The following is a 23,460-nucleotide window of genomic DNA, read 5'->3' as shown; positions in this document are numbered from 1 at the left end:
AGGAACCTGTAAGTGGCTGTTGGCGTTTTTGATCTGTTCTCCGTAGGCATCGGCCCGTCGAGCTCACACACCGTGGGCCCCATGCGTGCCGCTGCCGTGTTTGCGGCGGAGCTGGTCGACGCCGGCGTCCTGGATGCCGTGGCCGGCCTCCGCGTTGACCTCTACGGGTCGCTCGCGGCGACCGGCCGCGGCCACGGCACCATGACCGCTGTGCTGCTGGGGCTGGAAGGCTTCGCCCCGGAAAAGATCCTGCCGGGCGAAGTTGAAGAGCGGCTCGCAGCGATCGAAGCGACACGGAAACTGCAGCTGTGTTCGCAGATCCCCGGTGCCGGCCTCCGCATTCTGGAATACGGCGAAGCGGACATCGTCCTGCACCCCCTCACCGTCCTGCCCCGGCATACCAACGGTATGAAGTTCGCCGCCACGGCGGCCGACGGCGGCGTGCTGCACGAGGCCACGTTCTTCTCAGTGGGCGGCGGGTTCATCGTGCGCGACGGCGAGGAGCGTGCGGCCGCCCTGGAGCTGGAATCCACCAAGGCGCAGCTGCCGCTTCCGTTCCGCACCGCCGCCGGACTGCTGCGGCACTGCACCGACAACGGCCTGAGCATCAGCGGCGTGATGCTCGCCAACGAATTGGCGTCCCGAACCGAGGCGGAGATCCGCGCCGGCCTGCTGCACATCCGCGACGTCATGGAGGAGTGCAAGAATTCAGCCATCCGCCGCACCGGCCTGCTGCCCGGCGGGCTCAAGGTCCGCCGCCGGGCGCCGGCCTGGCATGCCCGGCTGCGCGCAGAGGACCCGGACCGGAATCCCAAGTTTTGGCAGGAATGGGTGAACCTGGTGGCCCTGGCGGTCAACGAGGAAAACGCCTCCGGCGGCCGCGTGGTCACCGCACCCACCAACGGTGCGGCCGGCATCATTCCCGCCGTGATGTTTTATGCCACCCACTACGGCCCGGGCATGGAGAACGCGACGCAGGAGGAGCGGGACGACGTCGTCGTGCGCTTCCTGCTGACCGCCGGCGCCGTTGGCGTGCTTTACAAGGAACAGGCCTCCATCTCCGGCGCGGAGGTGGGCTGCCAAGGCGAGGTGGGGTCGGCGTCGTCGATGGCTGCCGCCGGCTTGGCGGAGATCCTGGGCGGCACTCCGGAGCAGGTGGAGAACGCCGCCGAAATCGCCATGGAACACAATCTGGGGCTGACCTGCGATCCGATCGGCGGGCTGGTGCAGGTACCGTGCATCGAACGCAACGCCATTGGTGCCGCCAAGGCCGTGAATGCCGCCAAGATGGCGCTCTGGGGCGACGGCGACCACCGCGTCTCGCTGGACGAGGTGATCGTGACGATGCGTGAAACCGGCCGCGACATGAGCTCGAAGTACAAGGAAACGGCGCTCGGCGGCCTGGCCGTGAACGTGGTGGAGTGCTAAGCGGGCAGCCGCGGCGGGTTGAGCCCGTGCGGTTCCTTTGATAGACCGTAAGGACGCTGAGTAACCGTACCTGCGGAAGGAACCCATCATGTCCGAACGCGGAAACACCACGCACGGGCGGCGCCTGGACGAGGAAATGAAGCTGGAAACCGACGGCCTGACCCGCAATGCCGTTCCGGACCGAACGCAGGCGTGGCGGCAGCCCGAACCGCTGCCCGATGACACCGATGCGGACGAGGTTTTGTCGGCCATGGAACCGAACGGGGTCTTCGGCAGCGCGGCTCCTTTTATCGGCGGAGCCCCGGGCCCGATCCCCGGACCTCGGCCGATTCCCGGCAATGGCCCGATTCCCGCACCGGGCCAGATCCCCGGCAAGGACGCGTAATGCCCAAAACCGGCAAGGACGGCCACGCCATCGAGGAGGAAATACCCTCCACCCTGCAGCGCTCGGACAGCAAAGCCCAGGACACCTTCGCCAAGACGTTCGACTCCGCTGCGGAGGAGTACGGCGATGAGGAGCGGGCTGCCCGAACCGCCTTCGCCGCCCTGAAGCACACCCATGAAAAGGTGGGCGACCGCTGGGAGGCCAAGGAGGAGTCCGGGCCCTCGGATGCCCGGGCCGAGGGCGGCCGGAATTCCTCCGCTGCAACGGCCGGCGGAGTGGATGCCAATGCCTCCAAGGCTCACCTCTACGACGTGGCCTCGCACCTGGACATCCCCGGGCGTTCGGCCATGAGCAAGGCCGAGCTGGTGGCCGCGATCCGGAAGGCCAACGACAGGGAAACCCGCCGGGCCCGGGAAGGCTAGGGCCGATCCGGGCAGCGCCGGCCCTTACTTCACGGCGCCCATGGACAGCCCGCGGACCAGCTGCTTTTGCGCAACCCAGCCCGCGAGGACCACCGGCAGGGAAGCCAGCACCGAGGCGGCGGACAGCTGCGCCAGGTACAGGCCTTCACTGGTCATCTGGGAGACCAGGAACACCGGCACGGTCGCAGACCTGGCCGCCGTGAGGTTCAGGGCGAAGAAGAACTCGTTCCACGCGAAAATGACGCAGATCAGTGCGGTGGCGGCCAGGCCCGGTGCCACCATGGGCATCAGCACCCGCCACAGCGTTTTCAGCAGCCCGGCTCCGTCCATCTGCGCTGCCTCGAGCACCTCGCTGGGCACCTCCTGGAAGAAGGAGCGCATCATCCATACCGCGATGGGCAGGTTCATCGAGGTGTAAAGGACCACCAGGGTCCAGATGTTGTCCAGGACCTTCAGCTGGCCGGCAATGACGTAGATCGGCATGATGACCGCCACCACCGGGAGCATCCGGGTGGAGATGAAGAAGAACAGCACGTCCTGCGTCTTCTTGACGGGCCGGATGCTGAGGGCATACGACGCGGGCACCGCCATGATCACGACCAGGAGCGTGGAGACGCCGGTGGCAATCAGCGAGTTGACGAAGTAGGAGCCGGCCCCGGCATCGATGACGGCCCGGTACTGGTCGAGGGTGGGGGTGAAGAAGAACGACGGCGGGTTGGAGGCCGCAGCCGACTCCTGTTTGAAGGAGGTGAGCACCATCCACAGGACCGGTGAGAAGAATGCAATGGCGATGACCCAGGTCAGCACCGTCAACAGGGACGACGTCGTCTCTGGTTTGCTGCGGCGTGCCGGTGCTGCCGGGCGGCGGCCCGACGGGGTGCTTTCGGAAGAAGCCGATTCTGTTTGTGTGGCCACGGCTAGTCCTTTACGTCGAAGCTGCGGAAGATCAGGCGGAGGGCGAAGGTCGCGATGATGATCGTGGCAATAACCACCACGACACCCATGGCGGCTGCCTGCCCGATGTCGAAGCCCAGGAAGGCCCGCTGATAGATGTAGAACGGCAGGTTGGCGCTGGCTGTCCCGGGCCCGCCGGCCGTCATGAGGTAAATCTGGTCAAAGGTGTTCACCACATAGATCGCGCCGAGCAGGATCCCGAGTTCGATGTAGCGGCGGAGCTGGGGAAGGGTCACGGAGATGAAGGTCCGCCACCAGCCGGCCCCGTCGACCTGGGCCGCTTCCAGCACGTCCTTGGGCTGCGCCTGGAGCCCGGCCAGGACCAGCAGCATCATGAACGGTGTCCACTGCCACACCAGGGACATCAGGATCGAGGCGATCGGGTGGACGGAGGTCCAGTCCACCGGGGAAATGCCCACCAGGCCGATCAGCCAGTTCAACAGGCCGTAGCTGGGGTTGAGGATGGACACGGACCAGAGCAGGGAGCCGGCCACCGGCATGATCAGGAACGGTGTGATCAACAGGGTGCGGACCACCCCGCGGCCCGCGAAGGAGCGGTCCAGCAGCAGGGCGAAGACGATGCCGAGGAGCATCGCGAAGAACACGCAGCCCAACGTGAAGATCACGCTGTTCATCGCTGCCTGGCGGAAGGTGGAGTCGGCGAAGATCTCCACATAGTTGGACAGCCCCACAAACCGGTCGCCCCCGGGATTGAGCAGGTTCCAGTTCTGGAGGGAATACCAAATGGTGAACAGGAACGGCACCTGGGTCACGATCAGCGTGAAGACCAGAGCCGGCAGCAGGGGCCCGCGCCGCCTCCAGCCCTCGGCGCTGGACATGCCGCGGGCCCGCCGCTGCTCCGTCTCGCGGCGGACCTTCTGTTGATGTTTGTCCACCAGGCTGGTCATCTGTTTTCTCCTGACTGGTAGCTTTCCGCGACGGTTTCGGCGTAGCGCTGTGATTGCTCCAGGGCCTCGGGAACCGATTTCTGTCCGGCGATGGCTGCCGAGATCTGCTGCGCCACGCGGGTGCCCAGATCCTGGAATTCCGGGATCCCCACGAATTGAAGGCCCGGATACGGCACCGGGTTGGCCATGCTGGTCTCCTGCGAGGCGCCGGCCATGGAGGACAGGGTGGGCTCGGCATAGGCCTCGGCCACGGCGGCGTATTCGGGAATCTCGTAGGTCGACAGCCGGCTGCCGGGCGGCACGCGTTCCCAGCTGATCTTCTCGCCCACCAGCTGGATGTATTCCTTGTTGGTCATCCAGGAGATGAAGTCCCAGGCGGCGTCCTTTTTCTCGCTGGTGGTGGGGATGGCCAGGGACCAGCTGTACAGCCAGCCGGAGGATTCCGTTTCCTGCACGGGCGCCTGGGCGTAGCCCGTTTTGCCGACCACCAGGGAGGAGGCCGGGTCCTCCACTGAGGAGACCATGGAGGTTGCGTCGTACCACATGGCGGCGGTGCCCTGGCTGTACTGGGTCAGGCAGTCGCCGAACCCGCTGGTGGCGGCTCCGGGCTGCCCGGACGTGCGGACCAGGTCCACGTAGTCGGTCACGGCGGCCTCCACCTCGGGCGAGTCCAGCGTGGCGTTCCAGTCCTCGTCGAACCAGCCTCCGCCGTAGGTGTTCATCATGGTTCCGAGCGGCGCCATCACCTCGCCCCAGCCGGCCAGGCCGCGGAGGCAGATGCCGGAGAATCCGTTGTCCGGATCGTGGAGTTGTTCGGCGAATCCGGCAACGTCCTCCCAGGTGGGCCGCTCCGGCATGGTGAGCCCGTTCTCCTCGAAAATGTCCTCCCGGTAGGCGAGGAAGGAAGATTCGCCGTAGAAGGGAACGGAATACAGGTCCCCCTCGTAGCTCAGTGCTTCGCGGATGTTGGGCACAAAATCGTTCGGGTCGTAACCGGCAGTGGTGTCGGCATACTCCTGCAGGTTGGTGATCCAGCCGTTTTCCGCCCACATCGGGGTCTCGTAATTGGAGATCATGACGACGTCGAATTCGCCGCCCTCGGTGGCCACCGAGGCCGTGATCTTGGCGCGGGCCTCATTCTCCGGCAGGGAAACAAATCGCGCGTCAATATCCGGATATTGCTCGCGGAAGTCCTCCTCCAGCGAAATGGCGTCAGTCATCTGCGGATTGGAAACAATGGCCACCACGATTTCTTCCGGTCCTTCGGAGCTTTCAGCGCCGCATCCGGACAGCACGAGTGCAAGCACCGCCGCCGATGCCGCCGCCGATCTTCCGATGCCGGGCCGAAACCTGCGGGGTCTGCTGCGTCGTAGTCTCATACGTCACCTTTGATCATGTGAGAATTGCCCTGCGCTCATTTCGGTGAACTATAAACAGGCCCTGTCAAATGAGCAATGGTCCGCAAACTTTCGGCAGGACTGCAGCGGCTGTGGTGGTTTCCCCGCTCCGCGGCTTAGCGTCCCCGCTCCGAAACCAGGCCGGAAACCGTGGCCCGCGCGCCGGCGTCGTGCAGTGAAGCCAGCGCAGCGGTGTACGCCCGGATGAACCGGTCATTGGACGCCAGGTCTCCGAAAAGTTCGCGGTTGGACACGAAGGCGAGCGGATCCTCGCGGTTGCGTCCTGCGGCAGCCATTAACGGTTTCCGCAGCCGGTCCACCACCTGGATGGGCTCGCCCTGCTCGTCGAAGCCTTCGGCATACCGCGCCCAGCTGGCGACGACAGCGGCCGAACGGTGGATCTCCCCGCCGCTGGCCAGGTTCTCCCGGATGACCGGCAGCAGCCATTTGGGGATCCGGTCCGAGCTCTCGGCGCACAGCCGGGCGAGCGTGTCGCGGACATATTGGTTGGAAAACCGCTCGATCAGCTTGTGCTTGTACCCGGCCAGGTTCACGTCCGGCAGCGGCTTCAGCGTGGGGGTGGCTTCCTTGTCCATGTAATCCAGCAGGAACCGGGCGAAAAGCGGATCCTGGCAGACCTCGTGCGCGTACCGGTAGCCGGCGAGGTAGCCGAAGTAGCACAGCCCCTGATGGCTGGCGTTGAGCAGCCGCAGCTTCATGAGTTCATAGGGCTCGACGTCGTCCACCACCTGCACGCCGACGTCTTCGAAGGCCGGGCGGCCCAGCGGGAAATCGTCCTGCAGCACCCACTGCTCAAAGTCCTCGCTGACCACCGGCCAGGCGTCGTCCACGCCGAAGTCCGCCGCCACCATGGCCCGGTCCTCGTCGGTGGTGACCGGTGTAATGCGGTCCACCATTGAATTCGGAAAGGCCACCTTTTCCTGCATCCACTCACCCAGCCCAGGATCCCGCAGGCGAGCGAAGGCGGTGAACATCTTGGCCGCCACGTCGCCGTTGCCCTGGATGTTGTCGCAGGACATCACGGTGAACGGCGGGAGTCCGCGGTCCCGGCGCCGCTGCAGCGCCTCGGTGACCAGCCCAAAGACCGTTGACGGAACGGCCCCCGGCTCCAGGTCAGCCGCCACGGCGGGGTTGGCCGCATCAAACTCACCGGTCACGGGATGGAAGTTGTAACCGCCCTCGGTAATGGTCAGGGAGACAATTTTCGTGCCGGGCGCTGCCATCTTCTCGATCACGGCCTCCGGGTCCTCCGGGGCCAGCAGATACTCGACGATGGACCCGATGACGCGCCCCTCCCGGGTGCCGTCCGGATTCTTGAGGACCAGCGTGTACAGGCAGTCCTGGTTCTCCATGACGGTCTTCATGGCGGCATCGCCCGGCAGGACGCCGACTCCGCAAATGGCCCAGTCCCGGGCCCCGCCGGCATTCATCAGCCGGTCCAGGTACATGGCCTGGTGCGCGCGGTGGAAACCGCCGACGCCGAAATGGACAATGCCGACGCTGAGGCCGGCGCGGTCATAGGAGGGGACGGGCAGCTTGGCGGAGACGCCGGACAACGTTGCAGTGCTCAGTTTGCTCATGGTCACACCTGCTGGGGGACGGGGCGGTTGGTGCCGCTCAACCTAGCACGGGAGCGATCGGGGCACATTCCACGGCCGGCGGAACGACGGATTGTAAGGCAACGTGTGATTTGTGCAACACCTATGTATTAAGCAAGGCTATGTTGTCGCATTCGGCAACATACTTACAGAAAACAGGGGCTCGAACCATGAACGCAGCACGGGCAGTTTCCATGGCACCGGCATCGGAGGACGGTGGTTTGCTCGGAACCATCGATTCCGCCGTCAACTCGTTCTTCGAACCGATCACCACGGTGTTCTCCGGGATCGTCTTCTTCCCGATCACCATCGGAGACTTCAGTTTCCCCGCCGTCGTCGCCTGGCTGATCCTGGCCGGCATCGTCTTCACGTTCTACTTCGGATTCATCCAGTTCCGCGGGCTGAAGGTCGCCGTGCAGGTGGTCCGCGGCAAGTTCTCCTCCCACGACGATCCGGGCGAGGTGCCGCACTTCCAGGCACTCACCTCCGCCCTTTCCGGCACCGTCGGCCTGGGCAACATTGCCGGCGTCGGTGCGGCCATGGCCCTGGGTGGCCCCGGCGCCACGTTCTGGATGATCCTGGCCGGGCTGCTCGGCATGGCCTCGAAGTTCGCTGAATGCACCCTCGGCGTGAAGTACCGCGAAGTCCATGCCGACGGCTCCATCAGCGGCGGTCCGTTCAAATACCTGCCCGTGGCCTTCGCGCGCTTCGGCCGGTGGCCGGCCAAAATCCTCACCGGAATCTTTGCGGTCGCGATCCTGATCTTCGGTGTGGCCGGCGGCAACATGTTCCAGGCCAACCAGACGTTCGCGCAGATCCAGAACGTCACCGGCGGCGACGACGGCATCCTCGGCAGCGCGGGAGCGGCCCTGGTCTTCGGGCTGGTCCTGGCCGTCCTGGTGGCCGTGGTGATCCTGGGCGGCATCAAATCGATCGGCGCCACCACCTCCAAGCTGGTGCCCGCCATGGCCGGCATCTACATTGTGGCCTGCCTGTTCGTCATCATCGTCAACTTCGAGAACGTCCCGGCAGCCTTCGGCGCCATCATTGACGGCGCCTTCCGCCCCGAGGGCTTCGCCGGCGGCGTCGTCGGCGTCATGATCGTCGGCTTCCAGCGGGCATCCTTCTCCAACGAGGCGGGTGTCGGCTCCGCGGCCATCGCCCACTCGGCGGTCAAGACCCGCCGCCCGGTCAGCGAAGGCTTCGTGGCGCTCTTCGAGCCGCTCGTGGACACTGTCCTCATCTGCACCATGACGGCGCTGGCCATCATCATGGCTTCCACGCCCAGCCTGCAGGCGGGAATCGACCAGGTCCAGGCCGGCGGATCTGCGCCCGACGGCGTCATCCTCACCTCCGATGCCTTCGCCACCGTCCTGCCCTGGTTCCCGATCGTGCTCTCCATCGCCGTCGCGCTCTTCGCCTACTCCACCCTCATTACCTGGTCCTACTACGGCCTGAAGTCCTGGGAGTACCTCTTCGGCCGGGGCAAGCGCCGCGAGGTCACCTACAAAGTCATCTTCCTGACCTTCACCGTGGCCGGCTGCGTGCTGTCCTTCAGCCAGGTCATCAGCTTCGCCGACGCCGCGCTCTTTGTCTGCGCGTTCGTGAACCTGCTCGGCGTCTACCTGCTGCTGCCCGTGATCAAGAAGGAAATGAAGGAGTACCTGGCGGACCGCAAGAGCGGAAAGCTGGAGATGCTCGGCATCGACGACCAGGACATCAAGGAGGCGGCAGCCACCGCCTGAACCCCCGCGCCTGAACCTCCCGCCCCGGGGTAGCACAACCCGGATGACCAACCCCTGACGAAACTCCTCCGCCGGCCCCGGGCACTGCCTGCCGGCGGAGGAGTTTTTTGTTATGCACCGTTGACCGCGAAGGGCTCCGGCCCTAGGGTCAACGCTACGTTCACCGAACGGGGGGATGCCCCTGTCCTGAGTGGGCATCGGCCACGGCAGAACAAAGGGGTTTTCGTGGATATTCAGGCGCAGGCATTTGAACAGATTCTGGATCCAGTGGGGGGATCGCTGGCGATTTCGGCGGTTCTGGCTGCCCTGCCGCTGCTCGTGCTGTTTGTCCTGCTGGGAGTTTTCCGCATGAAGGCCTACCAGGCGGGAGTCATCAGCCTGGTGCTCTCCATCCTGCTGGCCGTGATTGCGTGGCGGATGCCCGTGGACCAGGTGGTGGCCGCCACCGGCCTCGGTGCGTTCTACGCGATCTTTCCGATCCTCTGGATTCTGATCAACGCTTTGTGGATCTACAAACTCACGGTAGCCACGCCCTGGTTCGAAGTGCTTGGCCGCACCATCCGTTCCATCTCCGATGACCTGCGGATCCTGTCCATCCTGATCGCGTTTTGCTTCGGTGCCCTGCTGGAGTCCCTGGCCGGCTTCGGTGCGCCCGTGGCCATCGCGGCAGCCATGCTGATGGCCGCCGGGATGAAGCCGCTGAAATCCGCCATCGTCGCGCTGCTGGCGAATACCGCCCCCGTCGCGTTCGGCGCGATGGCAGCCCCCATCATTGCGTTGAACGGGGTGACCGGGATTCCGCTCCAGGAACTGTCCTCCATGACCGGGCGGCAGACCCCCTTCATCGCCCTTGTGGTTCCGCTCATCCTGGTCTTCCTGGTGGACGGAAAACGCGGACTGCGGCAGACCTGGCCGGTGGCCCTCGTGTCAGGCTTCGTCTTCGGGCTCGCGCAGTTCGTGGCGTCGAACTTCTTCGTGGTGGAGCTGACCGACGTTGTGGCAGCAGTGGCCACCGTCGCCGCGGTGCTGCTCATGCTCCGGGTCTGGCAGCCGGCAGAAATCATCGGCATGTCCGGGGAGGTGCAGGAGACCGAAGTGCCTGACGCCCAAGAGGCAGCGGCTCCGAAAACCACTGACACCGTTGAATCGGCTGCCGGCCAGCCCGGCAGCGGCGGCCGGGGCCGGCGCTCTTCCGGCGCACCCGTCAGCGGAGCCCCGGCTTCCGGCGCACCCGTCAGCGGAGCCCCGGCTTCCGGCGCACCCGTCGGCGGTACCACGGCTTCCGGTGCACCCCCCGGTGCCGGTAAATCCGCTGCGGCGGGCGGCACCACCCGGCCTGATGCCCGCAGCGTGTTGATGGCCACCGCGCCTTACCTGATCATCATCGCGGTGTTTTCGCTGGCCCAGGTGCCCGGGATCAAGATCTGGCTGACCGAAATCGGCAGCGTCACGTTCCGCTGGCCCGGCTTGGACGTGGTGGACTCGAACGGCAAGGCGGTGAGCGCTCAGACCTTGCGCTTTGACCACATCCGGGCCACCGGCACGCTCCTGCTGTTTGCCGGAATCCTGACCATGCTGCTGTACCGGATCCGGCCGGGGCAGGGACTGAAGGTCTACGGGGAAACGCTCAAGCAGCTGCGCTGGACGATCGTGACGGTGTGCGCCGTGCTGGCGCTGTCCTTCGTGATGAACCTTTCCGGGCAAACCACCACGCTGGGCGTCGCCCTCGCGTCCGCCGGCGGATTCTTTGCCCTGCTGTCACCCCTGCTGGGCTGGATCGGGGTGGCCCTGACCGGATCCGACACATCCTCCAACTCGCTGTTCGGCCAACTGCAGGTTGCCGCCGCCAATGAAACCGGGCTGTCCGCCACCCTGATGGCGGCGTCGAACTCGTCGGCTGGCGTGATGGGCAAGATGCTGTCGCTGCAGAACCTCGCCATTGCCGCAGCAGCGGTGGGACTGGAAGGGTCCGAAAGCACCCTGTTCCGCAAACTCCTTGGCTGGAGCCTTGGGCTGCTGGCCCTGATGACGCTCCTGGTCTGGCTGCAATCCACCTCGGTCCTGGGATGGATGGTGCCGTAGCCATGAGTCTTTTCTCCGATTCCGAGTCCACCCTGGATGTGTCCGGGCCGGGGGCCAGCGACGCCCTGCTTGGGGCGGCCCCGCATGCCTCGCGCGACGCCGTCCACCGCGAACACGCCAGCACCGACCGCTCCGGCTTCGTCGCCGACACGCATCCGGACGGCGTCGTGTTTGCCGCCTCCGCCGAGGACGTGGCGGCCACCCTGAAGCTGGCGACCGCGCACCGCGTTCCGGTGGTGCCCCGCGGGGCCGGCACCGGGCTGGCCGGCGGATCCTCAGCCCGCTCCGGTGAAGTGGTGCTGGATGTCTCCGGAATGAATCGGATCCTGCGCATCGACCCGGTGGAACAGCTGGCCGTGGTCCAGCCCGGAGTGCTGAACGCGGAAATAAATGCGGCGGCTGCCGAGTACGGGCTGTTCTACGCACCGGATCCCGCGAGCACCGCCATCTGTTCCATTGGCGGGAACATCGCCACCAACGCCGGAGGAATGCGGTGCGCCAAATATGGCGTGACCCGTGAATCGGTGCTGGCGCTGCGGGTCATCCTGGCGGACGGGCGGGAGCTGCGCACCGGGCGGGAGACCATCAAGGGCGTCACCGGGTATGACCTGAACGCGCTGATCATCGGCTCCGAAGGAACGCTCGGCGTCGTCGTCGAGGCCACCCTACGGCTGCGTCCGCTGCCGGTGGCCACCGCCACCGTGGCGGCGTTCTTCCCCGACGTCGAAAGCGCCGCCCGGGCTGCGTCGGCGGTGGTGGCCGCCCGCATCCAACCGTCGATGATGGAGCTCATGGACGGGCCCACCCTCGAGGCCGTCGATGCTGCGCTGGGCACGAACTACCGGTCCCGCGGCGCTTCCTTCCTGCTGGTTCAGACTGACGGCTACGGCGCCTTCCTGGAACAGGATGTGGTGCTCGACGCCGTCAGTCCGCACGCCGGGTCCTGCAGCAAAGCCGCCGACGACGAGGAGGCCGCCGCCCTGGTGCTTGCACGGCGCGAGGCCATTCCGTCCCTGGAGAAGATCGGCCGCGTGTCGATCGGTGACATCGGCGTGCCGCGGGGCCGGCTGGCGGAAGCAGTCACCGGGCTGGAGGAGATCTCCGCCGCCACGGGTGCGCGCATCTTTACGATCGCCCATGCATCGGACGGAAACCTGCATCCCATGATTGTGATGGACCCGCAGGACTCGGTCACCGAAGGGCCGGCCAAGGAAGCGCTCGGGCAGATGTTTTTCCTTGCCAACCGGCTCGGCGGAACCCTGACCGGAGAGCACGGGGTGGGCCTGCTCAAGCGGGACTGGGTGGGTGCCGAACTCGGGGATGTCTCCCTGGGTGTTCAGCACTCCATCCGCCGCGCCCTGGACCCGCTGGGCATCCTGAATCCCGGAAAGGCCCTGTGACCCGGAGTAGGCTCGCGGAAACTGCCGCTCACCGATGGGGGAAATCATGATGGCTATGCAGGGTTTTGGAATGGTGTATCTGCTGTTTGTCGCCGCGCTAGCCGTGCTGGCGGTGTGGGCACTGGTGCTGCTGATCATTTTCCTGCGGCTGCGGCTGCGGATCGCGGAAATGCGCGCCGGTTCGAGCGGAACAGGCATAAGCGGTCCGCGCTGAGCGGCCCGCTCTAGGCGGTCCGCGCTGCCTGCAGGGCCAGGAAGACGGAGTCCCGCGCCAGCGGCAACTCGCTGAACCGCAGGCCCGTGGCATCCCGGACGGCGTTGGCCAGCGCCGGGGCCACCGGATTGAACGGACTCTCGCTCATGGATTTGGCGCCCATCGGCCCGAGGGCGTCGTCGGTGTCGGCGAAGAGGATCTCGGTGCGCGGCACGTCGGCGAAGGTGGGCACGTGGTACTCGCGCAGGATTCGAGTCTGCACCTCGCCGGTGTCGCTGACGCGCACCTTCTCGAACAGTGCAGCGCCCAGGGCCTGCGCGATTCCGCCCTCAACCTGGCCGCGGCACTGCGCGGGGTTCACAACCACGCCGGCGTCCGCGGCGTGCACGCTCTGCAGGATCCGGATTTCACCCGTGCCGCCGTGCACCCCCACGCGGAAGCCCTGGACGTTGAACGCCACCGACCGTGGGGTGCCGCCCCAGCGTCCCTCCGCCGACAGTTCTATGCCGGCTTCCTGCGCCCGGGCCGCGACCTCGGCCAGGGACAGGCGCTCGCCGTCGCACTCCACCGCCGCGGCCTCCAGTTGCACCTGGGCGGAGGTGTTGGCGAAGAGCGACGCAGCGAATCCCTTCAGCAGCACTGCCAGTTCCGCTGCGGCGGCCAGCGTGGCCTTGCCGGCCACCACCGTGCCGGTGGAACCGTAGGCGCCGGTGTCATGGTCCACCAGGTCAGTATCGGACTGGCGGATCACCACCTGTCCCGGGTTGGTGTGCAGGGCAGTGGAGGCCAGCTGGGTGTGGACGGTGGTGGTGCCGTTGCCGAACTCGGCAGTGCCGACGTCGAGCCCGTAGCGCCCGTCGGCCAGCAGGGATATCTTCGCGTGGGAGATGTGTCCGCGCGGCGGCACCGTATCGATCATGGCGACGGCGGTGCCGGTGCCGAGCAGCCATTCCGCAGCCAGGTCCGCTCCCGACGTGTCGTCGGACTGCAGCCCGCGGTCCAGCGCAGCACGGACGAGGTCCACGCACTGGTCCAGGCCGTAGCTGCCGTAGTGCACATCCTCCGCCGGTTCGGCGGCAGTGGAGAGCATGGCATCACCCGGAGCGATGAGGTTGCGGCGGCGGAACTCCAGCGGATCCATGCCGATGCCGCGGGCCAGTTCGTCCATCGCTGATTCGACGGCGAAAATCATCTGGCTCAGGCCGTAACCGCGGAACGCCCCGGAGGGGATGGTGTTGGTGTAGACGGCCCGGGCGTCCACCTTCTTGTTGCGGCACCGGTACACCGCAACCGACTCGCCGCAGCCGTGGAACATCACGCCCGGGGCATGGTTTCCGTAGGCTCCGGTGTTGGTGGTGACGTCCAGCTCCAGCGCGGTCAGCGTGCCGTCGCGGGCGGCTCCGGCCCGGACACGGACGGCGAACGGATGCCGCACGGTGCTGGCCGTGAACTGCTCCTCCCGGGTCAGTTCCAGCTGGACGGGCCGGTTCAGGCGCAGCGCGGCCAGGGCAACCAGATCCTCGGTGAGCACTTCCTGCTTGCCGCCGAAGCCGCCGCCCACCCGCCCGGAGACCACCCGCACGGACCCGGGCTGCAGCTCGAAGATCCGGCACAGGGTGCGCCGGACCAGGAACGGCACCTGGCTGGAGGTGCGGACGGTGAGCCGGCCGGCCTCGTCGAACCAGGCGACGGCGGCGTGAGTTTCCAGGGCGACGTGCTGCAGCCGCTGGCTCTCGTAGGTGTTTTCATGCACGACGTCGGCGGCGGCGAACCCGGCGTCGAGGTCTCCGATTTCGGAATGCAGTTCGGCCACGATGTTGCTTCCGCCGTCCGGGCCGGGGTGCAGCAGCGGAGCGCCGGGCGCCATGGCTGCGGCCGGGTTGAAAACTGCCGGCAGCAGCTCGTACTCGACCCTGATGCGCCGGGTTCCTTCCGCAGCGGCAGCCACCGACGACGCCGCGACGGCCGCCACGCGCTGGCCCTTGAAGCGCACGACGTCGTCCAGGATCCGGGTGTCGTCAGGGTCATCGGTGTGCAGTTCGTGCTGGGCGCTGGAAAAACGCTGCAGCGGAGCATCGTGGTGGGTGAAGACTGCTTCGACGCCCGGGACCGCCAGTGCCTCGGAAACATCGATCGAGGTGATCCTGGCATGCGGATACGGAGAGCGGAGGATTTTCAGGTGCAGCAGCCCCTCAGGCAGGACGGCGCGCGGAAGATCCAGGGTATAGCGGGCGCTCCCGGTGACGATGGCCGGGCCGGCCGGGGCAGGGACGTTGCTGCCAATGCTGCCGGTGTGCCCGGCGTGCCCGGTGCCGATGTCGCCGGCGTATTCCGCGGCGGCGCTCCCGGTGCGCTCGTCGCTGGCATTCCCGGTCCCCGACCCGTGAACGGCCGCGTGCCGTACCCCGCACACCGCGTCCTCGATGGCCCGGTAGCCCGTGCAGCGGCACAGATTGCCCTTCAGGTTCCGCGGAAGGTCCTGCTTCTGTTCTTCGTCGAAGGTCGCGGCGGTCATGATCATTCCGGCGGTGCAGAAGCCGCATTGGAATCCCTGCGCATCCAGAAACTGCTGCTGCATCGGGTGCAGTGCGTCCTCGCCGGCCAGGCCCTCGATGGTGGTGATCTCCCGCTCTTCGGCGCGGACAGCGGGATAGAGGCAGCTGTGCACAGGCTTGCCGTCCACATGCACGGTGCAGGCGCCGCAGTCGCCGGCGTCGCAGCCCTTCTTCACGCCGAGATAACCCTGCTCCCGCAGGAAGGTGCGCAGGCACTGGCCGGGGAAGGGGGCAGCGTCGACCTTGGTGTTGTTGATCCGATAAGTCATTGGGAACCATCCTTCGGGCGGGAACCGGGGGCCGGCGGAGCCGCGAGTTCGGCCCGGATTTCCTCCGCGAGCCGTTCGGTCATGGAGCGCCGCCATTCGGGCAGCCCGTGGACGTCGTCGTGCCAGAGCTCCGGCGCCACTGCCGCCCCGAGTGCCGTGCGCAGCTGAGCCGCGGAGGGCGGGGAGGGGAAGCGCAACTGGACCGGGTGCTTGGTGGAGGCGGTCACGGTCAGCACAAAACCGCCGTCTTCCCCCAAGCGGCCGATCAGCAGCACCGCGGAGCGGCCCAGGTTGGTCAGGGACAGGCGCCGGAACGCGGTGCGGGAACGAAGCGCCGCGGCCGGGACGGTAATGCTGCGCAGCAGCTCCCCGGACGCCAGGCCGGTCCGGCCGTCCCCGGTCACCAGCTCGGCCACCGGCAGCCGGCGGGTCGTGCCGTCAGCGGCGTACAGGAGGGCGACGCCGTCCAACGCCGCGGTGAGGGAGGTCATGGGTCCGGCGGGCAGCCCGGCGCAGACGTTGCCGCCCACCGTGGACACGTTCCAGATCTTGAAGGACGCCACAAACGAGTCGCAGCAGGGACGCACCAGGTCCAGGGCGGTCCACAGCGCACGCATGGTCCGGGGAGCGGCCGCGGGAAAGGCATACAGGTCGGCGATGGTGCAGGTGGCCGCAATCTCGAGACCGGCGTCGGACGCGGTCAGCGGTTCCCACCCGGCCGTGGTGATGTCCAGCAGGCGTTCCAGCGTGTCGCTGCCGTAGGAAAACAGCACGGTGCCGCCGGCGAGCCAGGCGTCCCCGGGACGCCAGGACCGCGGGTCAGCGGTGTTGACCAGTTCCGAGACGGTGGGCAAATCCATGCGTTTCCCCTAGCTGACGTGTTGTCGGTTGAACGGATGGATGGGGCCGAAACATTCCCGGAGCGGCAGCCCGCTGGCGGCCGCTCCGGACCGGCCTGCCACCACTTCGGCAAACACTGAGAGGGCCGTTTCTTCCGGGCTGGCGGCGCCAAGGTCCAAACCGATGGGGGAGTGCAGCCGCTGCAGCTGCCCGCCGGTGAGTCCGGCTGCGCGCAGGGCGGCCATCCGCGCCTCGTGGCTGCGGCGCGACCCCATGGCCCCCACATAGGCCACGTTCAGCTGCAGGGCCGTGACCAGCACCGGCACATCGAACTTGGCGTCATGGGAGAGCACGCAGATCACCGACCGGGCGTCCAGCTCTCCGGCTTCCGCCTGCTCCTGCAGATACCGGTCCGGCCACTGCACGCGCACGAGGTGGGCCGCCGGAAACCGCTCAGCGGTGGTGAAAGCCGGCCGGGCGTCACAGACTGTGACGTGGTAGCCCAGCAGCCGGCCCTGCCGGGCCAGCGCGGCGGAGAAGTCGTTGGCGCCGATCAGCACGAGGCGCGGCGGGGCGAGCCGGGATTCCAGGAACAGGACCACCGGACCGCCGCCGCACTCAGTGCCGCCCAGTTCCACCAGCCCGGTGCGGCCGGCGGCGAGCAGCGGGGCGAGGCGGGCGGCCGCCAGCCGCGGATCCACGCCGAGCAGGGACCGCAGCTCCACGCCGTGCCGGGACAGGAGCTCCGCCGGATTGGCTGCCGCGGCGGCCGGGTCGGGCACCAGCAACGGCACCGCAGCAGCTGAGGCATCAACCCGGGTGATCAGTGCGCAGGGGGTGCCGGCGGCGGGAACGGCCGGCAGCCGGCCGGGCGGAAACGGCTGAATCAGGACCTCCAGGGTGCCGCCGCAGCTCAGGCCCACGGCAAAGGCGTCGGCGGCGTCGTAGCCGAAGGTCTCCAGCCGCGCCCGGCCGTCGGCGAGCGACTCCTCGGCCGCGGCGGCGACGGCGGCTTCCACGCAGCCGCCCGACAGGGACCCGGTGATTTTTCCCGACCGGGTGATCAGCATTGAGGTGCCCACGGGGCGGGGAACGGACCCCGACGCGCGGACCACGGTGGCGGCGGCGCAGGGCTCGCCGCCCCTCACGGCCGAGGCCAGTGCATCCAACATGTCCAACACTGCGGCCAACCCTCCAGCAACACCGGCCGACGGCAACCGCCGCCGGTCAACCCTGCAACCAAGCGGGAAGTTTCCCCCACCGCACGGCAGGGGCCTTGACTCCGCGAAAACAGTTCCAACAATGGCAAGAACAATAAAAGACGGCGATGGAGTTTACGGCTGCGAATTGCCGCCTCGATCGGTAAGAATGCTATTTCGCATTCGACCAAAAATATCCTCGAGTGCCGTAATGGCTCCGGTAATTTCACGGAAGCGTACCACGCTGATCCGCCGCGCGGGATCCCCTGCCGCCGGGATCGCTTTGCCCGCCGCACCGGCCAGCGGGCGGCCATTGGACGGGCGGTGGCAGTGCGGGCGGCTCGACCGGGGCAGCGGTGTGGGACTTTTCCGCCGCCAATTAACCCACGGGCAGCGGGAATTTAACGCGCAGGAAACAGCGTGACGTTTTGTTCCGGCACCACTGCCGGTTCCTTGACAGGTGCAGTTCTGGCCCCCAAACTGGCCGAAATAACAATTGCGTTGCCGGAAAACATCGAATCAAGTCGGCGAGTCCGATGGTCAAGGGTGTTCAGCGCCGGCAGCGGCGGAATGCCTACCTGAAAGCTGACACCCATGGCAGCAGATTCCTCCGAAGACTTCCTCACAGCGTTCAACGCGGCGCCGGCTGCGGACGCGGAAGCCATGCTGCGCCCCTGCGTGGACATTCCCCGCTGGAGCAGCGAAATCGCAGCGGCCCGGCCCTTCGCCACCCCCGGGGAGCTGCTGAGTTTCGCCGAGCTCGCTGCCCCCGACTGGACCGAAGCCGAAATTGACGCCGCGCTGGCGCATCATCCGCGGATTGGCGAGCGCCCGGCCGGCAACGGTGCCGAGGCCGGGTTCTCCCGCGGCGAGCAGGCGTCGGTCCCGGGCCTCGACGGCGCCCAGGACCGGCTGCTGGCCGGCAACCGCGCCTATGAAGAGAAATTCGGGCGGATCTTCCTCATCCGCGCCGCCGGCCGGACCGCCGAGGAGATTCTGGCTTCCCTCCAGGAGCGGCTCGGGAACACTTCAGCCGAAGAAATCCCCGTCATCGCCGCCCAGCTGCGCGACATCGCCATCCTCCGACTCGAAGGATTGCTGAGCTCCATGACCCGCAGCCGCATCACCACCCACGTCCTGGACACCGGAACCGGCAAGCCCGCCGCCGGCGTCGCGGCCTCCCTCTGGTCCCACGGAGACGGCGGCTGGAACCGGATCGGAGCGGGAACCACTGACGGGGACGGCAGGATCGGCAGCCTCGGCCCCGAGGCGCTCGAACCGGGAACCTACCGCATCGACTTTGCCACCGGCGACTACTTTGCCGCCGCGGGAACGAACACCTTTTTCCCCAGCGTTTCCCTTGTTTTCAGCCTGACCGACCCGGCCCAGCACTACCATGTACCGCTGCTGCTGAGCCCTTTCGCCTACTCCACCTACCGAGGAAGCTGAACCATGACAGAAGCGACGCACGCCCCGACAGGGGACATCACGGGGGACATCACCGGGAACAGCTTGGGGGACAACTTGGACGGCAACCCGCCTGACGGCAATCCCCGGGACGACAACCCGCCTGACGGCAATCCTCAGGACGGCAATCCGGGCGCCGGCTCCGGACCGAAGATTGTCCTGGGCCGCAACCAGTACGGCAAGGCCGAGGTCCGGCTGGTCAAGGTCAGCCGCGACACGGCCCGGCACCATTTGGAGGACCTCAGCATCACCTCCCAGCTGCACGGTGATTTCGAGGCCGCCCACACCCAGGGAAACAACTCACGGGTGGTGGCCACCGACACGCAGAAAAACACCATCTATGCCTTCGCCCGCGACGGCGTGGGCTCGCCCGAAGAGTTCCTGATGCGGCTGGCCCGGCATTTCACCTCCGGCTTCGACTGGGTCACCGGCGGGCGCTGGGCGGCGGAGCAGTACTTCTGGAACCGGATCAACAACCACGACCATGCCTTCGCCAAGGACAAGTCAGAAGTCCGCACCGCGGTGCTGCTTTCGGTCGGGGGACAGCTGCACCTGGTTTCCGGCATCAGCGGCCTGACCGTCCTGAAATCCACCGGCTCCGAGTTCCACGGCTTCCCGCGGGACCGCTTCACCACCCTCGCGGAGACCACCGACCGCGTCCTCGCCACCGACGTCACGGCGAAGTGGCGCTACGCCGCGGGCACCGGATCCGGCGTCGCGGACTTCAACACGACCTACGCCTCGGTGCGGAACCTGCTGCTGGAAGCCTTCGCGAACACCCACTCCCTGGCCCTGCAGCAGACCATGTTCGAAATGGGCAGGGCGGTGCTTGAGGTCCATCCGGAAATCGAGGAGGTCCGGCTGTCCCTGCCGAACAACCACCACTTCCTGGTGGATCTGGCTCCCTTCGGCCTGGACAATCCCCAAGAGGTCTTTTTCGCCGCTGACCGGCCCTACGGGCTGATCGAGGCATCGGTCCTGCGCGAAGGCGCCGGGCAGGATTCCCCGATCTGGGACAGCATCGGCGGATTCTGTTGATGATTCACGCCTCAGGCTCCCACCCGGCCCCCGTTCTGGGGGACGAGCACCTGCTCCGCCTGGCTGCCGCCCTGGCGGACACCGACCGGCTGCTGGCCGCCGCATATCCCGGCGACGCCGGCACCCGGCAACCGGTGCACACCGTCTACCTGCCCGCCGATCGCTGCCGGCCCGGCCTGCCCGCCGACTGGGGCGCGGCCGGTCTGGCGGCGGCGAACGACGACGGCGGGCTGCCGGCACTGGCTGCCCTGATCGGCCTGGGCGCCGACCTCGCGGCCGCCGTCGTGCCCCTGGTGGAAGCAAAGCTGCACACCGAACCCGTTGAAGACCTGCGCCTGGACTTCGAAGACGGCTACGGCCTGCGGCCGGAGGCGGAGGAGGACGCCGACGCCGTTTCCGCCGCCGCCGCCGTGGCCGGGGCCATGCGCGCCGGAACCGCTCCGCCGTTTGTCGGCATCCGGTTCAAATCCTTCGAAGCGGCCACCCGCGCCCGCGGGGTGCGGACCCTGGACCTGTTCCTGGCCGGGCTGCTCGACGCCGGCCCGCTTCCCAACGGCCTGGTGCTGACCCTGCCCAAGGTCTCCACCGTGGACCAGGTGGAGGCCATGGCCTACACCTGCGAACGGTTGGAGGAAGCGCACGGGCTTCCTCCCGGGCGCCTGCGGTTTCAGGTGCAGGTGGAAACTCCGCAGCTGATTCTCGCCGCCAACGGCACCGTGCCGGTGGCGCCGCTGATCCACCGCGCCAAGGGCCGGGTTTCGGGCCTGCACTACGGCACCTACGACTACAGTGACGCCTTGCAGATCGCTCCCGCGCAGCAGTCCATGGAGCACCCGGCCGCCGATTACGCCAAGGCAGTGCTGCAGGTGGCAGCGGCCGGCACCGGCGTCCGGCTCTCCGACGGGTCCACGAACATCCTGCCCCTGGGCAGCCCGGCAGAGGTCCGCTCGGCCTGGCAGCTGCACGCCCGGCTGGTGCTCCGTTCCCTGGAACGCGGCTTCTATCAGGGCTGGGACCTGCATCCGGCCCAGCTGCCCACCCGCTACCTCGCCACCTACTCCTTCTATCGGAAGGGGTTCGACGACGCCGCCGCCCGCCTGTGCAACTACGTGCAGCAGCGCCCCGGCAGCGTGCTCGACGAACCGGCCACCGCCCGTGCGCTGGCCCGCTTTGTCCACCGCGGCCTGCTCTGCGGAGCGCTGACCGGGGACGAGGTCGCCAGGGGCACCGGCCTGGATGGTGCCGAACTGGCCGCCCTCGCCCATCCCCACGCCGCTCCCGCCTCCACAGAGAAGGTCCGCTAAGTGAACACGCCCGATCGCGACGCCCCCCGCTACTACGCCCCCGATGCCGGGCTTCCGGCCCAGACCGAGCTGCTCACGTCACGTGCCGTGGTCACCGAGGCCTACACGGTGATCCCGCGCGGCGTGCTGCGTGACATCGTGGTCAGCGTGCTGCCCGGCTGGACCAACACCCGCACCTGGATCCTGAACCGTCCGGTGGCCGGCGGCGCCACCACCTTCGCGCAGTACCTGGTGGAAGTGGGTCCCGGCGGCGGCTCGAGCACCCCGGAGCCGGAACCGGGCGTGGTGGAATCCTTCGTGTTTGTGCTCGAAGGGGAGCTGGATATATCCCTTGACGGCCTGGACTTTCCGGAGCACCGGGAGCACCGGCTGGCCTCCGGCGGATTCGCCTACCTGCCCCCGCAGGCCCGCTGGGAGGTTTCCAACGGCGGCGGGGCGCCCGCAAAGTTCCAGTGGATCCGCAAGGCCCACCAGCCGCTGGCCGGGCACTCTCCGGCACCGGTGTTCGGCAACGAAGCGGACCTTGAACCGGCGGCGATGCCCGGCACCGACAACAAATGGCGGACCACCCGGATGATCCCGGTGGACGACATCGCCTACGACATGCACGTGAACGTGGTGACCTTCGAGCCCGGCGCGGTGATTCCCTTCGCTGAAACCCATGTCATGGAACACGGGCTCTACGTGCTCGAGGGCAAGGCCGTTTATCGGCTCAACCAGGACTGGGTGGAGGTGCAGGAGGGCGACTACATGTCACTGCGCGCCTTCTGCCCGCAGGCCTGCTACGCCGGCGGGCCCTCCAACTTCCGCTATCTGCTCTACAAGGACGTCAACCGCCAGGTCCTGCTCGGGGGCAAATGATGGGCACCGAAGCGCACCGCCATGACCTGGTGATCCGGGGCGGTGCCGTCCTCACCCCGGCGGGCCTCCGCGCGGCCGAGGTGGGCATCCGCGGCGGCGTGATCACCGCCGTCGAGCCCCTGGGCGCCGGGCTCGACGGCGACCGGCTGATCAAACTGGCCGATGACGAAACCCTGCTTCCGGGCCTGGTGGACACCCACGTCCATGTGAATGAGCCGGGACGCACCGAATGGGAGGGTTTCAGTTCCGCCACCCGCGCCGCGGCGGCCGGCGGCGTCACCACCCTGATCGACATGCCGCTGAACAGCATCCCGCCCACCGTGAGCGTCGCGGCACTGGAAGCCAAGCAGGCCTGCGCCGCGCCGCAGGCGTTCGTGGACGTCGGTTTCTGGGGCGGCGCGGTGCCGGGCAACACGGCGGACTTGCGGCCCCTGCACGAGGCCGGCGTGTTCGGCTTCAAGTGCTTCCTGGTCTCCTCCGGAGTGGACGAATTTCCGCACCTTTCCCCGGCAGAGATGGAAACGGACCTGGCCGAGCTGAAGACCTTCGACGGGCTGCTGATCGTGCACGCCGAAAACCCCGACGTCATCGGTGCCGCTCCCGATGCCGCCGGCCCACGGTACGCCGGGTTCCTCGCCTCCCGGCCGCGCGCCGCCGAGGACACCGCCGTGGGCCAGGTGATCGCGGCGGCCCGGCGCACCGGTGCCCGCGCACACATCCTGCACCTGTCCTCAGCCGACGCGCTGCCGCTGATCGCCCGCGCCAAGGCCGACGGCGTACGGCTCACCGCGGAAACCTGCCCGCACTACCTCACGCTCACCGCCGAGGAGATCCCCGACGGCGCCACCGCCTTCAAATGCTGCCCGCCGATCCGCGAGGAGGCGAACCGGGAGCTGCTCTGGCAGGGCCTGGCGGACGGGATCATCGACTGCATCGTCTCGGACCACTCGCCCAGCACCCCGGACCTGAAGGCCCTGGACAGCGGAAACTTCGGACTGGCCTGGGGCGGCGTCTCCTCCCTGCAGCTGGGGCTGTCGCTGATCTGGACCGAGGCCAAGACCCGCGGTGTCCCCCTCGAGCGGGTGCTGCACTGGATGTCAGCGGCGCCGGCACAACTGGCCGGCCTGCACCGCAAGGGCGCCATCACCCCGGGCCGTGATGCCGACTTGGCGGTGTTCGCGGCGGAGGACACTTTCACCGTGGACCCGGCGGCCCTGCAGCACAAGAACCCCGTCACCCCCTATGCCGGCAGGGAGCTCAGCGGGGTCGTCCGGCGCACCTTCCTGGCCGGGGCCGACGTCGACTGCCTGGTTCCGCGCGGACGGCTGCTGCGGCGCGGGGAAGCCTAACCGCCGGCTCCCCGGGCGGGGCCG

Annotated in this window: 20 protein-coding genes and 1 pseudogene; 13 read left to right on the top strand and 8 right to left on the bottom strand. The window is 67.6% G+C overall.

All coding sequences use genetic code 11. The annotated features are described in order from the left end of the window. Positions 1–12 precede the first annotated feature (12 nt). The 3 genes from QNO08_RS16360 (at position 13) to QNO08_RS16350 (ending at position 2,235) form a co-directional block, all read left to right on the top strand. Positions 13–1,428: an L-serine ammonia-lyase gene (locus QNO08_RS16360; protein ID WP_229966331.1), complete on the top strand. Its 1,416-nt coding sequence runs from the start codon at positions 13–15 to the stop codon at positions 1,426–1,428. Between the two features lie 88 nt (positions 1,429–1,516). Continuing rightward, positions 1,517–1,813: a hypothetical protein gene (locus QNO08_RS16355; RefSeq protein WP_229966330.1), complete on the top strand. Its 297-nt coding sequence runs from the start codon at positions 1,517–1,519 to the stop codon at positions 1,811–1,813. After that, the gene (locus tag QNO08_RS16350; protein WP_229966329.1) at positions 1,813–2,235 is read left to right on the top strand and encodes a ChaB family protein; all 423 of its coding nucleotides are present in this window, start codon (positions 1,813–1,815) and stop codon (positions 2,233–2,235) included. Before QNO08_RS16355 ends, QNO08_RS16350 begins: the two co-directional genes overlap by 1 nt. 24 nt (positions 2,236–2,259) lie before the next feature. On the opposite strand, the gene QNO08_RS16345 is transcribed toward QNO08_RS16350, so the two are convergent. From QNO08_RS16345 to QNO08_RS16330, 4 genes are all read right to left on the bottom strand, one after another. Continuing rightward, positions 2,260–3,150: a carbohydrate ABC transporter permease gene (locus QNO08_RS16345; protein ID WP_442860510.1), complete on the bottom strand. Its 891-nt coding sequence runs from the start codon at positions 3,148–3,150 to the stop codon at positions 2,260–2,262. A 2-nt stretch (positions 3,151–3,152) separates the two neighbouring features. Then, complete coding sequence (locus tag QNO08_RS16340) at positions 3,153–4,097, bottom strand: carbohydrate ABC transporter permease (protein WP_229966328.1); 945 nt, start codon at positions 4,095–4,097, stop codon at positions 3,153–3,155. Then, complete coding sequence (locus QNO08_RS16335; protein ID WP_284155618.1) at positions 4,094–5,476, bottom strand: ABC transporter substrate-binding protein; 1,383 nt, start codon at positions 5,474–5,476, stop codon at positions 4,094–4,096. The genes QNO08_RS16340 and QNO08_RS16335 overlap by 4 nt, the downstream gene beginning before the upstream one ends. Before the next feature lie 134 nt (positions 5,477–5,610). Next, entirely contained in the window at positions 5,611–7,095 is a 1,485-nt protein-coding gene (locus QNO08_RS16330) for a mannitol dehydrogenase family protein (RefSeq protein ID WP_229966326.1), read from the bottom strand. A gap of 212 nt (positions 7,096–7,307) precedes the next feature. Here QNO08_RS16330 and QNO08_RS16325 point away from each other — a divergent pair, with 212 nt between their 5' ends. From QNO08_RS16325 to QNO08_RS16310, 4 genes are all read left to right on the top strand, one after another. After that, positions 7,308–8,858 (top strand): alanine/glycine:cation symporter family protein, encoded by a 1,551-nt coding sequence (locus QNO08_RS16325; protein WP_284155617.1) that lies wholly within the window; start codon positions 7,308–7,310, stop codon positions 8,856–8,858. A 225-nt stretch (positions 8,859–9,083) separates the two neighbouring features. After that, complete coding sequence (locus tag QNO08_RS16320) at positions 9,084–10,940, top strand: L-lactate permease (RefSeq protein ID WP_229966324.1); 1,857 nt, start codon at positions 9,084–9,086, stop codon at positions 10,938–10,940. Positions 10,941–10,942: 2 nt separating this feature from the next. Then, a complete protein-coding gene (locus tag QNO08_RS16315) occupies positions 10,943–12,340 on the top strand; it encodes an FAD-binding oxidoreductase (RefSeq protein WP_229966323.1) in 1,398 nt (465 codons plus the stop codon). Between the two features lie 46 nt (positions 12,341–12,386). After that, entirely contained in the window at positions 12,387–12,554 is a 168-nt protein-coding gene (locus QNO08_RS16310; RefSeq protein WP_284155616.1) for a hypothetical protein, read from the top strand. A gap of 10 nt (positions 12,555–12,564) precedes the next feature. Here the strand turns inward: QNO08_RS16310 and QNO08_RS16305 are convergent, their stop codons facing one another. The 4 genes from QNO08_RS16305 to QNO08_RS16290 all read right to left on the bottom strand — a co-directional run bounded on the left by QNO08_RS16305 (position 12,565) and on the right by QNO08_RS16290 (position 18,013). Further along, the gene (locus tag QNO08_RS16305; protein ID WP_229966321.1) at positions 12,565–15,378 is read right to left on the bottom strand and encodes a molybdopterin-dependent oxidoreductase; all 2,814 of its coding nucleotides are present in this window, start codon (positions 15,376–15,378) and stop codon (positions 12,565–12,567) included. Next, positions 15,375–16,238 (bottom strand): FAD binding domain-containing protein, encoded by an 864-nt coding sequence (locus QNO08_RS16300; RefSeq protein WP_229966320.1) that lies wholly within the window; start codon positions 16,236–16,238, stop codon positions 15,375–15,377. Before QNO08_RS16300 ends, QNO08_RS16305 begins: the two co-directional genes overlap by 4 nt. 9 nt (positions 16,239–16,247) lie before the next feature. Next, on the bottom strand, positions 16,248–17,390 hold the full coding sequence (locus tag QNO08_RS16295; RefSeq protein ID WP_229966319.1) for an XdhC family protein: 1,143 nt from the start codon (positions 17,388–17,390) through the stop codon (positions 16,248–16,250). 428 nt (positions 17,391–17,818) lie between these two features. Further along, positions 17,819–18,013, bottom strand: coding sequence for a hypothetical protein (locus QNO08_RS16290; RefSeq protein WP_229966318.1), 195 nt, complete (start codon positions 18,011–18,013; stop codon positions 17,819–17,821). Between QNO08_RS16290 and uraD the strand changes: the two are divergent. The 6 genes and pseudogenes from uraD to allB all read left to right on the top strand — a co-directional run. Next, a pseudogene (gene uraD, locus QNO08_RS17555) lies at positions 18,012–18,518 on the top strand (2-oxo-4-hydroxy-4-carboxy-5-ureidoimidazoline decarboxylase); the annotation flags it as partial. The gene QNO08_RS16290 and the pseudogene uraD overlap by 2 nt on opposite strands. Positions 18,519–18,524: 6 nt before the next feature. Further along, the gene (uraH, locus tag QNO08_RS17550) at positions 18,525–18,866 is read left to right on the top strand and encodes a hydroxyisourate hydrolase (RefSeq protein ID WP_229966675.1); all 342 of its coding nucleotides are present in this window, start codon (positions 18,525–18,527) and stop codon (positions 18,864–18,866) included. 3 nt (positions 18,867–18,869) lie between these two features. Then, positions 18,870–19,922 carry a factor-independent urate hydroxylase gene (gene pucL / locus QNO08_RS16280; RefSeq protein WP_229966317.1) on the top strand — a complete coding sequence of 351 codons (1,053 nt, stop codon included), beginning with the start codon at positions 18,870–18,872 and terminating at the stop codon, positions 19,920–19,922. Beyond that, positions 19,922–21,226: a DUF6986 family protein gene (locus QNO08_RS16275; RefSeq protein WP_229966316.1), complete on the top strand. Its 1,305-nt coding sequence runs from the start codon at positions 19,922–19,924 to the stop codon at positions 21,224–21,226. The genes pucL and QNO08_RS16275 overlap by 1 nt, the downstream gene beginning before the upstream one ends. Continuing rightward, positions 21,227–22,087: a bifunctional allantoicase/(S)-ureidoglycine aminohydrolase gene (locus QNO08_RS16270; protein ID WP_229966315.1), complete on the top strand. Its 861-nt coding sequence runs from the start codon at positions 21,227–21,229 to the stop codon at positions 22,085–22,087. Next, positions 22,087–23,436: an allantoinase AllB gene (allB, locus tag QNO08_RS16265; protein WP_229966314.1), complete on the top strand. Its 1,350-nt coding sequence runs from the start codon at positions 22,087–22,089 to the stop codon at positions 23,434–23,436. The genes QNO08_RS16270 and allB overlap by 1 nt, the downstream gene beginning before the upstream one ends. Positions 23,437–23,460 lie beyond the last annotated feature (24 nt).

Origin of the sequence: Arthrobacter sp. zg-Y820 (assembly GCF_030142155.1) — a bacterium.
Classification (GTDB): domain Bacteria; phylum Actinomycetota; class Actinomycetes; order Actinomycetales; family Micrococcaceae; genus Arthrobacter_B.
Note: the sequence above shows the minus strand (reverse complement) of the source record. Positions and strands in the feature narration are given on the sequence as shown.